Source organism: Haloprofundus halophilus (assembly GCF_003439925.1).
Taxonomy (GTDB): Archaea; Halobacteriota; Halobacteria; order Halobacteriales; family Haloferacaceae; genus Haloprofundus; species Haloprofundus halophilus.
In genome coordinates this window covers 785,754-798,658 of sequence record NZ_QQRR01000001.1, presented here as the reverse complement: position 1 = coordinate 798,658, position 12,905 = coordinate 785,754, and the positions used below count along the sequence as shown (strand labels likewise).

The window sequence follows — 12,905 nt, the reverse complement described above, 5'->3', positions numbered from 1 at the left end:
CCCACAACAGACGACAAGGGATTTACCCCCGCACGCGAAGCATAGCGGTATGCCCGGCGTCGTCCCCTCCGACCCGCTCGCGTGGGTCGCCATCGCGTTGTTCGCCGGCGGTGCGCTGTTCGAACGCTCGAATCGGCGCGTCGCTCGGTACGTGATGGTGAGCGCGTGGGTCGCTTTCGCGCTCTTCTGGCTCAACCTGTTCCCGCACTTCGCCTTCGAGCACAAATCCTACATCGAGGGCGTCCTCAGCCTCGCGGCGGTCCCGCTCAGCCTCTACGCGGGGCTGTTGCTGTACCGCGGCCGCGACACTCTGTTCGTGCTCTCGCGCGCCGTCGCCGTGATGGGCATCGTCTACCTCCCGTTCGAGACGATCCCCGCGATAACGGTCGGCGCGACGACCATCCCCTCGCCCCGAGAGGTGTTGGTCGAGGTCGTCGCGTCCCAGACCGGCGACCTTATCAACCTGCTCGGCTACGACCCGACGCCCATCGTCGGTCCGGAGGGCTACGACAACACGTTCAGGTTCGTCCACACCGACGGCCACAGTCTCGTCTTCTCGGTCGTCCTCGCCTGCACCGGCATCGGGAGCATGGCCATCTTCGCGGGGCTCATCGCCGCGGTCCGCGCGCCGCTGGGTCGGAAACTCCGCGCGCTCGCCATCGCCATCCCCATCATCTACGCGCTGAACTTGCTTCGGACGACGTTCATCGGCATCGTCTTCGGCAAGCAGTACATGCAGTGGTTCGTCGACGAGGTGCTGTTTTTGTTCGGCTCCTCGGACCCCTACATGGTGTCCTTTTTCCTCTCGGACCGCGTCATCAGCCAACTGCTCGCCGTCGTCGCGCTCATGGGCATCACCTACCTCGTCGTCCGCGAACTGCCCGAACTGCTCACCGTCATCGAGGACGTGCTGTACATGTTGACCCGCGAGGAGTACGACCTCCACAGCGCGCTCGACGTCCAGCAAGCAGGTGGTCGCGGACAGGCGCGCCCCGACGGCGGACGCGTCGGCGTCGAGAGCGGTGCTGAGATAGAACAGAGCGGCAACGGCGACGACTAACACCGTCACCTCGCTGGTTTCTCGTCGGCTCCTGCGCTACACGGTGTTCTCGTCGACGACCTCGGCGGGCGCACCGCCGAACGCCGAGAGCGCCTCCGCCTCCAGGTCGTGCAGCGACGCGGGGATGACGAGCATGTGCAGCGGGTCGCCGAACTCGCGCTCGGCGAGCGCCGAGAGTCGGTCGGCGGCGACGACCGGTTCCGGACTGCCCGCGCGGGCGACAACGACACCCAGCGCGTCGCCGTCCCAGTCGCGGGCGAACTCGCCCGCCGCGAAGTCGGCGGTCATGTACTCGTCGTCGGCGTCAACGCCCGCGCGCTCGTAGCCGACCTTGATGTCGAGGTAGACGAGCGTGTGGAGGCCGCGCTCGCGGTTGTCCTCGACGGTGTCGACGACGCTCTGGGGGGTTCCGTCGGCACCGTGGGCGTACGGGAACGGGAGCGTCGTCGCCTTTCCGAACCTGTAGTTCTGCAGGCCGGTGAGTCCGCTCGCCGCCGACTGTGCGGTGACGCCGTGGACGACGTTCGTCTCGATGCCGCGCTCGTGGGCCCGGAGGCGCAGGTCGACGTGCGTCGTCGATATCATCGTGTCCCCGGCGGTGAGAAACGCGGCGTCGCCGTCTTCGGCGGCGTCGAGAATCTCGTCCGCATCCCGCTCGACCCCCGCGCGGTCTCTGACGTCGATGTCGACGCCGTGGTGGTCGGCGAGCGCCTCGACCGTCGTCCCGATGAGTTTGCTGGTGTAGAACTCCGCGAAGGCGCGGTCGGCGCTCCGAAGCGCCTCCCGACCCTCGACGGTTATCGACCGCTCGTCGTAGAGACCGAGTCCGATGAACGTGAGCATCGTGTGGTCGGAGTCGGCGACACGCCCGCATAAACCGTCTGCATCGGCGCGGCGCGCGGCTGGCCGACAAACGAACGTCGAAGGGTCGAAGGGTCGAGACGTCGAAGTTCGGGGAGGGTCGAAGTTCGGAGGGACGAAGTTCGGAGGGACGGAGCGAACGGGTAGACGGTCGAGACGCCCGGAAACGAGATTTTGAGGGGTCCGAGAACGAAAGTTCGGTCGGGCAGACGTGGAGAGCGATAAAAGTCCTGTACCAATGTAGGTAGTGGTTGATTGTTCCGAGCGTAGTAGTTCTCGAACGGATGGTATTCTCGCAAAGCTACAGGAGACGGTCCGGGGGCGTCAGTCGGTGACCGAACACGACTGGAGCGCTACGACACTCGACTGTCTCTTTCGTACGTTGAGCCACCAGTCGCGTCGACGCATCCTCGTTTTTCTAGCGCGGGAGTACGGCGCCGACGAGGCCGTCGAACTGGAACGGTTCGCCGCCGAACTGGCCGAGGCGGGCGTCGCCCCCGAGAACCTCTACCACGTTCACCTGCCGCAGCTCAACGAAGCGGGGTTCGTCGACTGGGACCAAGAACGCGCGACGATACGACGCGGTCCGTTGCTCGAGGAGGCGACACCGCTGCTCGAACTCCTCGACGAACACCGAGAGGAACTCCCGGCCGGGTGGCCCTGACGACTCCGGCTGCGAACCCGCGCCTCGCAACCCCCCGATAGCTGGTACAGCGCACCCTCGTCCGAACGGTGCGTACCGAAGCGAACGTCTCAGAGCCGCGTCGGTCCGCGAACGGTCGACTGTCACGGCAGTTCCCGGACCGTCCTCCGTCCCGAGCGGCGAGTTCGTCGCTCGTGGGGCGTCGCGTGTCAGCGGTGTACGGAGCGGTGCTAAGCACTCGTCAATTTTTTCCTAAGTAAGATTTATTTTCGCTAAGTAGGAAAAAACCACGCATGACGGCGACTACGCCTCACCGGGAGCCGAGCCGCACAAAAAACCATCCCCGACGACCGAGTAAAGAGCTCAAACTCGGAAACCCGCCACAGACCGCGGTCGAAGACGGAATCAGCGACGAACAGATCGAGTGGCTTCGGCGGTTAGTCGCCGCCAGACGGACAGACCGCGAGCCCCAACGGAAGCCGCCCGAGTGAGCGTTTTCGAGCCGAGAGCTACTCGTCCGAGTAGCAGAACGAGTTCGTCAGCGGTGTCGCTACGCGGTCGATTTCTCGGAGTTCGGCCCGGAAGCCTCGGACAGAGAGATCTGGCGCTCGAAAATGGCCTCGCCCGAGCCGTGAAGCTGCACGTTCCATCCGTTCGTGGTGAACTGGACGTGGAGATCGTTCGACGGGGAGTTGAACAGCGTGTTCAGCGAATCGGTCTCGATGTCGTCGAACATCGGATCGAGGTCCAGCGGGTCGCGTCCTTCGATGGCCGCGATCGACATGATGATCGCCGTGGAGACGTCCTCGCCGGCCATCGCTTCCGTGATATCTATCGCGTACGTCGGGACGCTGATGCCGGGCGACGTAATCTGTTGTGGAATTTTACCCGTAGTAGGCACATAAGATTGTAATACGTAAGTTGTAATAAATTATCTGGTGGTCACGTTAGCGACGAGCACACCGGTCGGAGCCGGGTCGAAAGGGGGACCATCGCCCGACCGGACGTTTTCGGTGTCGAACCCTTTCGTGTCTCACCGAACCCGACCGTCTACGGGGAAACGAAGCGAGTGTCTCTGGGTCGTTTGGAAGACGGGCGCTTTCGGCGAGCGTCAGTCACGTACGCAGACCTCGTGAGCGAACCTCGTGAGCGCCGATTCGCTCGGTGGCGAGACCCGAGAGTGGTTCGAGCGGCTTCGGCCTCGGGAAGACATGCTGCCCGGACCGAATCACCGCTCAAACTATAGGTTATTCGATAAGTGCTTATACTCCGGGCATGGTCTCATAAGTGGCGACTCCGAGAAAGGGGTCTGCCCCGTAGTAGGCACACGGACAGACTTCTTTCGACGGTCGCCACTATCTGTCGGCCACGACGTCCGCGACGAAACTTGGCTAAACAGAGGACTCACCGGAGGATGTTCGGCGGACAGAGACGCGATACCGTGGACAGACGCAAACCGGTGCGCGGACCCGGGGGCGCGGTCGGTGCGTCGCTCGGCACCGATTCGAGTCGCTCGCGGTTCGCTTCGCTCTGCACGGGGTTCGTCGCAGAAAAAGCCGGTGGAGGGATTTGAACCCTCGGCCTATTCCTTACGAAGGAATCGCTCTGCCAGCTGAGCTACACCGGCGCGGTATCGCGCATCTCAACGTACCGCCATCGGGCCAATAAGGGTTCCGAAACGAGTCGCGGCGTGCGACGGCGAGGCGCAGGTACCCCCTCTCACCGGGACAGCCGAACGTCGAGACAGACGTTGTACTCGTGAGGCGCGTACGACCGGACGACGCGCTCGTTCAGCACGGTCACTTCGTACTCGGGCTCGGCGGCGGCGCGAATCGCCCGCTCGCCGGGGCCGAACGGGTCGTCCTCGTGCTGGATGTCGTAGTAGTGAACCACGCAGTCGTCGCCCGCGACGGCGACGGCCGTGTCCAGGAACTCGCCGGCGCTGTGCGGGAGGTTCATCACGATGCGGTCGGCCCAGTTTTCGTACTCGCTTCCCGCTTCGGTCACGTCTCCCTGAATCGCCGTGAGTCGCTCTTCGACGCCGTTTCGGCGTGCGTTCTCGCGGAGGTACTCGACGGCAGCCTCGTTCAGGTCGACGGCGACGACCTCCGCGCCTTCTCCGGCGCAGGGAATCGCGAACGGGCCCACCCCGGCAAACATGTCGAACACGCGTTCGCCCGGTTCGACCTGGGCGACGACGCGGTGGCGCTCGGTCGCCAGCCGCGGCGAGAAGTACACGGTCGAGATGTCGAGGAGGAACTCGTAGCCGTACTCGCGGTGGACGGTCTCGGTGTCGCTCCCCACGAGCAGCTCCCAGTCGCGGACGCGGAGCTCGCCCCGAATCTTCGAGTCGCGGTTGACGACCGTCTTCGCGCGGACGTCGGAGTCCATCACCGCGTCGGCTATCTCGCGGGCGCGCTCGGGGTCGTCCTCGTCGAGGATGACGATGTCGCCGAGTCGCTCGTAGGAGGGCTCGAAACCCAACACGTCGGCGGGCGTCCGCTGCTGTCGTCGGGTCGGGACGTCGCGGTCGACCACCTCGTAGTCGGCAGGGACGCCCGTCGAGTCGGTCACGGGAATGTAGAGGACGCCGTCGTCGGCGACGATGTCGTGACCGTGGTCGACGACGCCCGCCTCGACGAGCGCCTGTCGGGTCTCCTCGCCCGCGGAGGCGGGCACGCGTACGCAGGGCACCGTCATGTCTGTCCGGAGCGTCGCTCCCGCGGCGAGTAAGGCTGACGCTTCGCGCGTCGTAGTGGTCCCTCGCAGTATGTGCACCCTCGCAGTGTGTACACCCTCGCAGTGTGTGCATCGCGTGTCGGTTATATCGGTCGCGCACGAACTGCGACCGTGGCCGACGACTTCGAGTTCCCCGACCCGCAACCGGGACCGTCCGCGAGACGCCTCGCCGTCCGACTCGGCTGTACGACCGTGCTCTCGTTTCTGCTCGTCGTCCTGCTCTGGGAGTTCGTCGTTCAGTGGATTCCGCTGCTGTGGCCGCCGACGGAGCCGTACTCGCGCTGGCTGAGCATCGCCGCGGTCTTTCTCGGGTCGCTGTTTCTGCTCCCCGGCATCGTCGGCTCGGTCGTCGGCGACGCGCTCTACGACCGCTGGTCGGAGAAGCGAGACGGCGACGAGGACTGGGAGGACTGAGCGGACCGGGTGGCGTCCGTCGCGTCTCGGCTCTCGTCGGCCGCGGCGGCGACTGCGCCGACGACGCGACTCGGCGAGACCACCGTCGCCCGCGCTCGGAGTTCGGCGTACGTCTCGGCGACCGCGGGGCCGGCGTAGTTTCGCTCCGCGAACGGCCGTTCCTCGACGAGCACGACCGACGACGCGGGACGAACTGCTTCGAGATTCGCCCGGTTCCCCTCGCCGACCTCGACGTCGGCGACGACGGTCACGTCCGCCTCGCGGATGCGGGATTCGACCGCCGCGCACGCCTCGTCGTCGACGGCGGCAAACGGCGGCACCGTCACCGCGTCCAGCCCCAGACTGCGGGCCGTCTCGGTGTCGGAGTCGCCCTCGTTGAGCGCGCCGACCGACACGTCGTAACCCGCGGCGTCGAGGAGGTAGAGGAGGCGGGCGGCGCTCCCGCCGCCGCCGACGACGTGGACGCGGCCCTCGTCGCCGCGGTCGCGTCGGGGGTCGTCGGGCAGCGCCGTCACGTACACCGAACCCGTCACCGGGTGCCGGGAGACGACGGCGTTCGCGCCGAAGGCCGTCTCCAGATTCGCCTCGGTGAGCACCGACTGCGGGTCGCCCGCCGCCAGCATTCGCCCGTCGCCCAAGAGAAGCAGTTCGTCGCAGTAGTGCGCCGCGAGGTTGAGGTCGTGGATGGCCGCGACGACGGTCTTCCCGCTCGCGACGAGGTCGCGGACGAGTTCGAGCGTCCGTACCTGGTGGTTGATGTCGAGGCTGGCGGTCGGTTCGTCGAGCAGGAGCACGGGCGCGTCCTGCGCCAGCGCTCGCGCCAGGAGCACTCGCTGGCGCTCGCCGCCGCTGACCGCCGTCACCGATCGGTCGGCGAACTGCGTGACTTCCGTTCTCTCCATCGCGTCGTCGACGGCGCGTTCGTCCTCGGGGCCGAACCGCTCGAACCGACCGAGATGCGGCGAGCGACCCATGGCGACCGTCTCGCGCACGTCGAAGTCGAACGACAGCGAGGTGTCCTGGGGAACCGTCGCCACGAGCCGACTCACCTCCTTCGACGACCGACCCGCGATGGGGACGCCGTCGACGGCGACCGACCCCCGGTCGGGTCGGATCAGCCCCGACAGCGAGCGGAGCAGCGTCGTTTTCCCCGCGCCGTTCGGTCCCACGAGGCCGACGAACGCGCCGCGTTCGACCGTCGCGTCTACGCCGTCGAGGACGGAGACGCCGCCGAGTTCGACAGCGAGGTCGTCGACGCGGATGGCCGCGTCGGGGGTTTCGGCGTCGGTGATGTCAGCGTCGGTGATGTCGGCGTCGGTGGTTTCGGCGTCGGTGGTTTCGGCGTCACCCTCGCCGTTTCGGTCACCCTCGCCGTTTCGGTCACCCTCGCCGTTTCGGTCGCTCACAGCGAGCGCACCTCCTGAGTCCGCAGCAGGTAGAGGAAGAAGGGCGCGCCCAGCGCCGCGGTGACGACGCCGACCGGCAACTCCGCGGTGCCGGAGCGCGCGAGCGTGTCGGTGGCGACGAGGAACGCCGCGCCCGCGAGCGCGCTCGTCGGCAACAGAATCCGATGGTCGGGGCCGACGACGAGTCGCATCACGTGCGGGACGATGAGGCCGACGAAGCCGATGACCCCCGAGACGGCGACGGCCGCCGCGGTGACGAGACTCGACACCGCCAATAGTACGCGCTTGGTGCGCTCGACTTCGATGCCGAGGCTGTGGGCGTCTTCCTCGCCGAGGAGGAGGACGTTCAGGTCGCGGCCGTAGGCGAGCAGCAGGAGAAACAGCGGCGGGACGACGAGCGCCGCGACGCCGACGTCGCCCCACGAGGCGTTGTCGAGGTGGCCCATCAGCCAGTAGACGACCTGTCGGAGGCTCTCGCCGCTGTGCAGGAGCATGAAGGAGATGACCGCGCCCAGAAACGTCTGGACCGCGACGCCCGCGAGGAGGAGGGTCGCGACGGGCGTCTTGCCGTTCTCGCTGGCGATGAGGTAGACACCGAACGCCGTGCAGAGCGCGCCGAGAAACGCCGCCCCCTGCAGGCCGAGGCCGAACGGGAGCGCGAACGGCGCGACGAGGAAGGCGACGGCACCGACGGCCGCGCCGGAGGAGACGCCGATGATGGAGGGGTCGGCCATCGGGTTCCGGAAAAAGCCCTGCATGACGACGCCCGCCGTCGCCAGCGCGAAGCCGACGACGGCCCCGAGCAGGATTCGCGGGAGTCGAATCGTCGTCACGATGACCTGGTGAGGCTCCTCGACGGGAAACGAGAAGGGATGGACGTAGCCGATATCGGGCGTCGGGACGACGACACCGCCGACCGTCGACTGCCCGAGGGAGAGCGCCCCGGGGACGGCGACGGCGTTGAGCGTCGCTTTCGCGACCGTCGTCGGCGCGATAGCGACCGGCCCGATACCGGCGCTCACGAGGACGACGACCGCGAGAACACAGGAGAGCGCGCCGGACCAGACGCCCGCGCGTGTCGAAGTACGCATCTGTTACGAAAGCCTGCTTGCATTAGGTAAATACTTATTGGATTAGTGGTTCGGACAGCGTACGATGCGACAGACAGTATCCGCGATTCTCACGGCGCTCGTCGTCCTTTCGCTCGTCGCACCCGCGGCGGCGGCTCCTGTGACGGGCGTCGAGAGCGCAGGCGCTCACCAGAACGTCTCGCCGGCGGTACAGGCCGACTGTGCGTTCCCGTTCACCGCGACCGACGCGACGGGGACCGAAGTGACCGTAGAGCAACGACCCGAACGCGTGACGACGCTCAACCCGAGCGCCGCCCAGACGATGTGGGAGATCGGCGGCGAAGAGCAGGTCGTCGGCGTCTCGCAGTTCGCGTCCTACCTCGACGGCGCGGAGGACCGGACGAACGTCTCGGCGTCCGGCTTCGGCGTGAACAACGAGAAGGTCGTCGGTACGAACCCCGACCTCGTGCTCGCGCCGAACGCGACGCCCGTCGAGACGGTCGAGTCGCTGCGAAACTCCGGGCTGACGGTGTTCCACATGTCCGAGGCGACGACTGTCGGGGACGTCCGCGAGAAGACGACGCTCGTCGGCCAACTCACCGGTAACTGCGAGGGCGCGGCCGAGGCTAACGCCTGGATGACCCAGAACGTCGACGCCGCGGAGAACGCGACGGCCGACACCGAGCGCCCGTCCGTCCTCTACCCGCTCGGCGGCGGCTACGTCGCCGGCGGCGACACGTTCATCAGCGCGATGATAAACGCCTCCGGCGGGTCGAACGTCGCCGCCGAGCGCGGACTGAGCGGCTACCCGCAGGTGAGCGACGAGGTCGTCGTCGAGGCGAATCCCGAGATACTGCTCGTCCAGACGGAAGCCGACGGCCAGCGGTACGTGACGACCGAGCCGTACGCCAGCACCGCCGCCGGCGAGGACGAGCGGTACGTCGTCGTCGAGCAGAACTACCTCAACCAGCCCGCACCCCGGAGCGTCGTCTACGCGGTGCAGAACATGACTGAGGGCTTCCACCCCGACGCCGACGCGGCGTTCGTCTCCCGCGCGGAGTTCGAGGCGAACGCGACGTCGAACGCGAGTGCGGACACCGGTCCCGAGAACGGTTCGTCGGAGTCGACGGACGGTACCGAGACCGCGGAGACGACCGACAGTGACGACGGCGCGACCGACGCCGACTCGACCGAGACGACCGGACCCGGCTTCGGCGTCACAGCCGCCGTCGCCGCCCTTCTCCTCGTCGCGCTGTCGGCGCGGCGTCTCTAACCAACTCAACCGACCCGACGCCCAACTGACCTAACCGACTCGACGCCTAACCGACCTAACCGACTCGACGAGGTGCTGGCCTAACCGACCCGACGCCCGCTCGTCAGACCGCGCCCGGCGACCACAACCGTCTTTTTCCCGGCGCGTTCACTCCGACCATGGTCGAAAACGTCATCTGGCCCGCCTATCTCGACGCCGAGAAGACTCGTTCGGAGGGGCGACGCGTCCCGCTGAAAGCGGCCGTCGAAGACCCGACAGTCGACGAAATCGCCAAAGCCGTCCAGCAGGTCGGCTACGACGCCATCATCGAGCGCGACAAGTCGTACTCCCGGGAGTACGAGACCCGCGGCTGCGTCCTCGTCCAGGGTGCCGACGACGCCACCAAGAACGACCTCGTGCAAGCCGTCGCCGCCTACGTCGGCATCCTCCGCGACTGATGCAGCGCGTCGGCACCGTCTCCCGGACGGCACAAGGGTTGGCAATCGTCCGCTGGGAGGGCGACGAGGACCCGCGAATCGGCACGAGCGTCGTCGACGAGAGCCTCTCCGCGGCGGGTCGCATCGTCGACGTGTTCGGCCCCGTCGACGCCCCCTACGTCGCGGTGACGCCGAAGGACCGGTCGAAGCTTCCGTCGATGGTCGGCACGAAACTGTACGCGCGGTGATAGCCTCCTTCGACACACCTCGCTCGTCGCCAAGCGGAACCACCAAACCATCTGCGTGCTAACCGGTCGTCGATGGACCCTCGCATGTTCCGCGGCACCCTCTTGGCCGCGCTCATCTTCCTCCTCGTCCAGCTCGGGGCGCTCGCGCTCGTCCCGACGTTCGACGCGGCCGGCTATCAGGCCGTGGAGGACCCCTCCGACCCGACGAACAGCCTCGTCTACGTCGGCGCGATTCTCGTCGCCACCGCCGCGATGCTCGCCGCCTTCCGCTACGACGCCGCGTGGACCGTCCGCGCGCTCGTCCTCCTCAGCAGCGGCATGCTCTCGTGGTACGTGTTCAGCGCCGTCGTCCCGCCGACGCTCGCCGTCCAGACGGGTGGGGGCTACCTCGACCTCCCGACGCTGGCGCTCGCCGCGGGCGTCTCGTTGGCGCTCTATCTCTACCCGGAGTGGTACGTCGTCGACGCCGCCGGCGTGGTGATGGGCGCGGGCGCGGCTGGGCTCTTCGGCATCAGTTTCGGTGTCCTCCCGGCCATCGTCCTCCTCTCGGTGTTGGCCGTCTACGACGCCGTCAGCGTCTACGGCACCGAGCACATGCTCAGCCTCGCCGAAGGCGTGATGGACCTCCGGGTGCCGGTCGTGCTGGTCATCCCGCTCTCGCTTTCGTACTCGCTTCTGGAGGACGACTTCTCGGGCGCGAGCGGCGTTCACGAGGGCGAAGGGCCGGAAGAAGAAGAAGAGTCGACCGCGGTCGCCGACGAGGATAGTGAAGGCGAATCGGAATCGGAATCGGAAACGGGCGAACCCGACGCCGGGCGCGACGCGTTCTTTATCGGCCTCGGCGACGCCGTGATGCCGACGGTGCTCGTCGCCAGCGCGGCCTTCTTCTCGCCCGCGGCGGCGCTCGGGTTCGGAGCGATTCCCGCGCTGAACCTCCCGGCACTACTGGCGATGGTCGGGACGTTCCTCGGACTCGGCGTGTTGATGTGGGCCGTCGCCAAGGGTCGCGCCCACGCCGGCCTTCCGCTTTTGAACGGCGGCGCGATAGGCGGATATCTGGTTGGGTCGCTGCTCGCGGGCGTCTCGCTCGTGCAGGCGCTCGGCCTCGCGCCGTATCTCTGAGGGGGTCCTATCGAAACCCTCCTTCGCTAACAGGTGATGTGTGCTGAATACAGATGGTGCATGCAACAAAAGATGAACGTGTCGGCAGAGTACGTGGAAACGTTTACCCGGTAGTATTTTCTACCAAATAGTATGGCGACCTCGGTGAAGATGGACGACGACACCAAGTCGCGTCTCGAACGGTTACAGGCCGAGATACGACTGGAGACGGGGACACGAGTAACTCAACAGGAGATCCTCGCTCGGCTCGTCGAGCGTGCTATCGAGTCGAAAGCCGACCTCATCGACTCGTTCCGTGAGGAACGGGTTCCGCTGGCTGACTCCGACCGTGAGAGATTTCACGATGGGATGGTCTCGTCGGGCGTCACGACGACCGAAGACGATATCGACGACGTGCTGTACGGATGAGCGTCTTCGTCGATACCGGCGTGTTCTTCGCGCACCACGACACGGATGCGGCTCGACACGACCACGCCGTCGATGCGTTCGACTCGTTGCTCGATGGTGAGTACGGACAGCCGTACACGAACGACTACGTCTTCGACGAAACGGTGACGCTTACGCGTGCTCGGACGGGGTCGTTCGAGGCCGCGAACGCCGTCGCCAGTCGAATCCTCGGTGAAGAGCCGTTCCCTCGCGTCTTCGAGCTACTTCACCTCCAACCGGACGACGTTCGCGCGTCCCTGGACGCGTTTCGCCGATACGACGACCACGAACTCAGTTTCACCGACGCGTCGATCGTCGCGCTGTGCGAGTCACGTGGTATCGATGCGATACTGAGCTTCGACACGGATTTCGATGGACTCATCGACCGCATCGAACCGGGAACCTGAGCGGTGTCTCGGTCGGGGTGGTGTCTCCAACGGTCACCAATCTGTTGGAAGTGGGATGTATTCAGCAAGCCGCCGTTTTTTGTTTTATACTAGATGAGTTGAACAGACCGATAGGTAGAGCGCACCTATTTACAAGCGACCGTTTCCCACCCGGTCGAGGGAATCGAGTCCGACGAATCCCCGGGTGCGCGAACGGCGAAGTCATCCGTGACGTAATACCACCCGTAGAACTCCTCGCTCCCGGCAACTGGCGTGCTGCCGCTTTCCTTCGTGAAGTCTACGCTCACCCACACTCGGACGACAAACCCCGCTTTCGTCCTCTGCATGACCTCGGTGTCCCACCCATCGAAGCCGCTGAAGGTGACCTCCCACTCTTTCTCCACGGTTGCCGAAGAGTACGCCTTCTCAAATTCAAGAGAATAGCTCTCCACACTTGATTCCGAAACCGAGGAAGGCAGAGATGGATAGGTTGCGTCAGGTAGCTCACTAATCTCGCAGTTACTGGTTGGGTTTGGGACGTTCGGAAGGGGATCGGGTGTCGGAGAGGCTGTCGGGGTGACTCCATCTGCTCCTTCGCTGGCCGAGGACTCCGTTGCAGTAGGGGAAGAACTCGTGGTCGTGGAACAGCCTGCGGAGATACTAAATGCCAGAGCAGTAGTTGTACCGAGAAAGAACTGTCGTCTATCCATGACTTTGAGGAACTGTCGCATCGGTAAATATTTTGTCTGTATCTCCCAATCCGATTCCTCGCCAGACCACTACTGACAAGTGGCCGATTCGCGCTCTGTATGCAGCACGCCAAATTCCATCTATCACCGAC

15 protein-coding genes and 1 tRNA gene are annotated in these 12,905 nt (G+C 65.8%); 9 read left to right on the top strand and 7 right to left on the bottom strand.

What is annotated here, in order from left to right; all coding sequences use genetic code 11:
• Window positions 1-49 precede the first annotated feature (49 nt).
• Complete coding sequence (artA, locus tag DV709_RS04035; RefSeq protein ID WP_117591959.1) at window positions 50-1,060, top strand: archaeosortase A; 1,011 nt, start codon at window positions 50-52, stop codon at window positions 1,058-1,060.
• 36 nt (window positions 1,061-1,096) lie between these two features.
• Here the strand turns inward: artA and dph5 are convergent, their stop codons facing one another.
• Complete coding sequence (gene dph5 / locus DV709_RS04030; RefSeq protein WP_117591957.1) at window positions 1,097-1,903, bottom strand: diphthine synthase; 807 nt, start codon at window positions 1,901-1,903, stop codon at window positions 1,097-1,099.
• A gap of 400 nt (window positions 1,904-2,303) precedes the next feature.
• Between dph5 and DV709_RS04025 the strand changes: the two genes are divergently transcribed.
• Window positions 2,304-2,585: a DUF7344 domain-containing protein gene (locus DV709_RS04025; protein WP_157972639.1), complete on the top strand. Its 282-nt coding sequence runs from the start codon at window positions 2,304-2,306 to the stop codon at window positions 2,583-2,585.
• A gap of 529 nt (window positions 2,586-3,114) precedes the next feature.
• On the opposite strand, the gene DV709_RS04015 is transcribed toward DV709_RS04025, so the two are convergent.
• From DV709_RS04015 to DV709_RS04005, 3 genes are all read right to left on the bottom strand, one after another.
• Entirely contained in the window at window positions 3,115-3,381 is a 267-nt protein-coding gene (locus DV709_RS04015) for a HalOD1 output domain-containing protein (protein ID WP_117591951.1), read from the bottom strand.
• A 737-nt stretch (window positions 3,382-4,118) separates the two neighbouring features.
• Window positions 4,119-4,191 (bottom strand) — tRNA-Thr (locus tag DV709_RS04010).
• A gap of 92 nt (window positions 4,192-4,283) precedes the next feature.
• Window positions 4,284-5,264: a class I SAM-dependent methyltransferase gene (locus DV709_RS04005; protein WP_117591950.1), complete on the bottom strand. Its 981-nt coding sequence runs from the start codon at window positions 5,262-5,264 to the stop codon at window positions 4,284-4,286.
• Window positions 5,265-5,414: 150 nt separating this feature from the next.
• Here DV709_RS04005 and DV709_RS04000 point away from each other — a divergent pair, with 150 nt between their 5' ends.
• Window positions 5,415-5,717 (top strand): hypothetical protein, encoded by a 303-nt coding sequence (locus DV709_RS04000; RefSeq protein WP_117591948.1) that lies wholly within the window; start codon window positions 5,415-5,417, stop codon window positions 5,715-5,717.
• Here the strand turns inward: DV709_RS04000 and DV709_RS03995 are convergent.
• Window positions 5,666-7,123, bottom strand: coding sequence for a heme ABC transporter ATP-binding protein (locus DV709_RS03995; protein WP_449272241.1), 1,458 nt, complete (start codon window positions 7,121-7,123; stop codon window positions 5,666-5,668). The genes DV709_RS04000 and DV709_RS03995 overlap by 52 nt on opposite strands.
• Window positions 7,120-8,214: a vitamin B12 ABC transporter permease BtuC gene (gene btuC / locus DV709_RS03990; protein WP_117591946.1), complete on the bottom strand. Its 1,095-nt coding sequence runs from the start codon at window positions 8,212-8,214 to the stop codon at window positions 7,120-7,122. Before btuC ends, DV709_RS03995 begins: the two co-directional genes overlap by 4 nt.
• 64 nt (window positions 8,215-8,278) lie before the next feature.
• Here btuC and DV709_RS03985 point away from each other — a divergent pair, with 64 nt between their 5' ends.
• The 6 genes from DV709_RS03985 to DV709_RS03960 all read left to right on the top strand — a co-directional run bounded on the left by DV709_RS03985 (window position 8,279) and on the right by DV709_RS03960 (window position 12,085).
• Window positions 8,279-9,466: a PGF-CTERM-anchored ABC transporter substrate-binding protein gene (locus DV709_RS03985; protein WP_117591944.1), complete on the top strand. Its 1,188-nt coding sequence runs from the start codon at window positions 8,279-8,281 to the stop codon at window positions 9,464-9,466.
• Between the two features lie 158 nt (window positions 9,467-9,624).
• Entirely contained in the window at window positions 9,625-9,903 is a 279-nt protein-coding gene (gene srp19 / locus DV709_RS03980; RefSeq protein ID WP_117591943.1) for a signal recognition particle subunit SRP19, read from the top strand.
• The gene (locus DV709_RS03975; protein WP_232819691.1) at window positions 9,903-10,130 is read left to right on the top strand and encodes an H/ACA ribonucleoprotein complex subunit GAR1; all 228 of its coding nucleotides are present in this window, start codon (window positions 9,903-9,905) and stop codon (window positions 10,128-10,130) included. The genes srp19 and DV709_RS03975 overlap by 1 nt, the downstream gene beginning before the upstream one ends.
• A gap of 72 nt (window positions 10,131-10,202) precedes the next feature.
• Window positions 10,203-11,252 carry a presenilin family intramembrane aspartyl protease PSH gene (locus DV709_RS03970; protein ID WP_117591939.1) on the top strand — a complete coding sequence of 350 codons (1,050 nt, stop codon included), beginning with the start codon at window positions 10,203-10,205 and terminating at the stop codon, window positions 11,250-11,252.
• 132 nt (window positions 11,253-11,384) lie between these two features.
• Entirely contained in the window at window positions 11,385-11,660 is a 276-nt protein-coding gene (locus DV709_RS03965) for a hypothetical protein (protein WP_198665644.1), read from the top strand.
• Window positions 11,657-12,085, top strand: coding sequence for a type II toxin-antitoxin system VapC family toxin (locus DV709_RS03960; RefSeq protein WP_117591938.1), 429 nt, complete (start codon window positions 11,657-11,659; stop codon window positions 12,083-12,085). Before DV709_RS03965 ends, DV709_RS03960 begins: the two co-directional genes overlap by 4 nt.
• Before the next feature lie 125 nt (window positions 12,086-12,210).
• On the opposite strand, the gene DV709_RS17595 is transcribed toward DV709_RS03960, so the two are convergent.
• Window positions 12,211-12,774: a hypothetical protein gene (locus DV709_RS17595; RefSeq protein WP_157972638.1), complete on the bottom strand. Its 564-nt coding sequence runs from the start codon at window positions 12,772-12,774 to the stop codon at window positions 12,211-12,213.
• Window positions 12,775-12,905 lie beyond the last annotated feature (131 nt).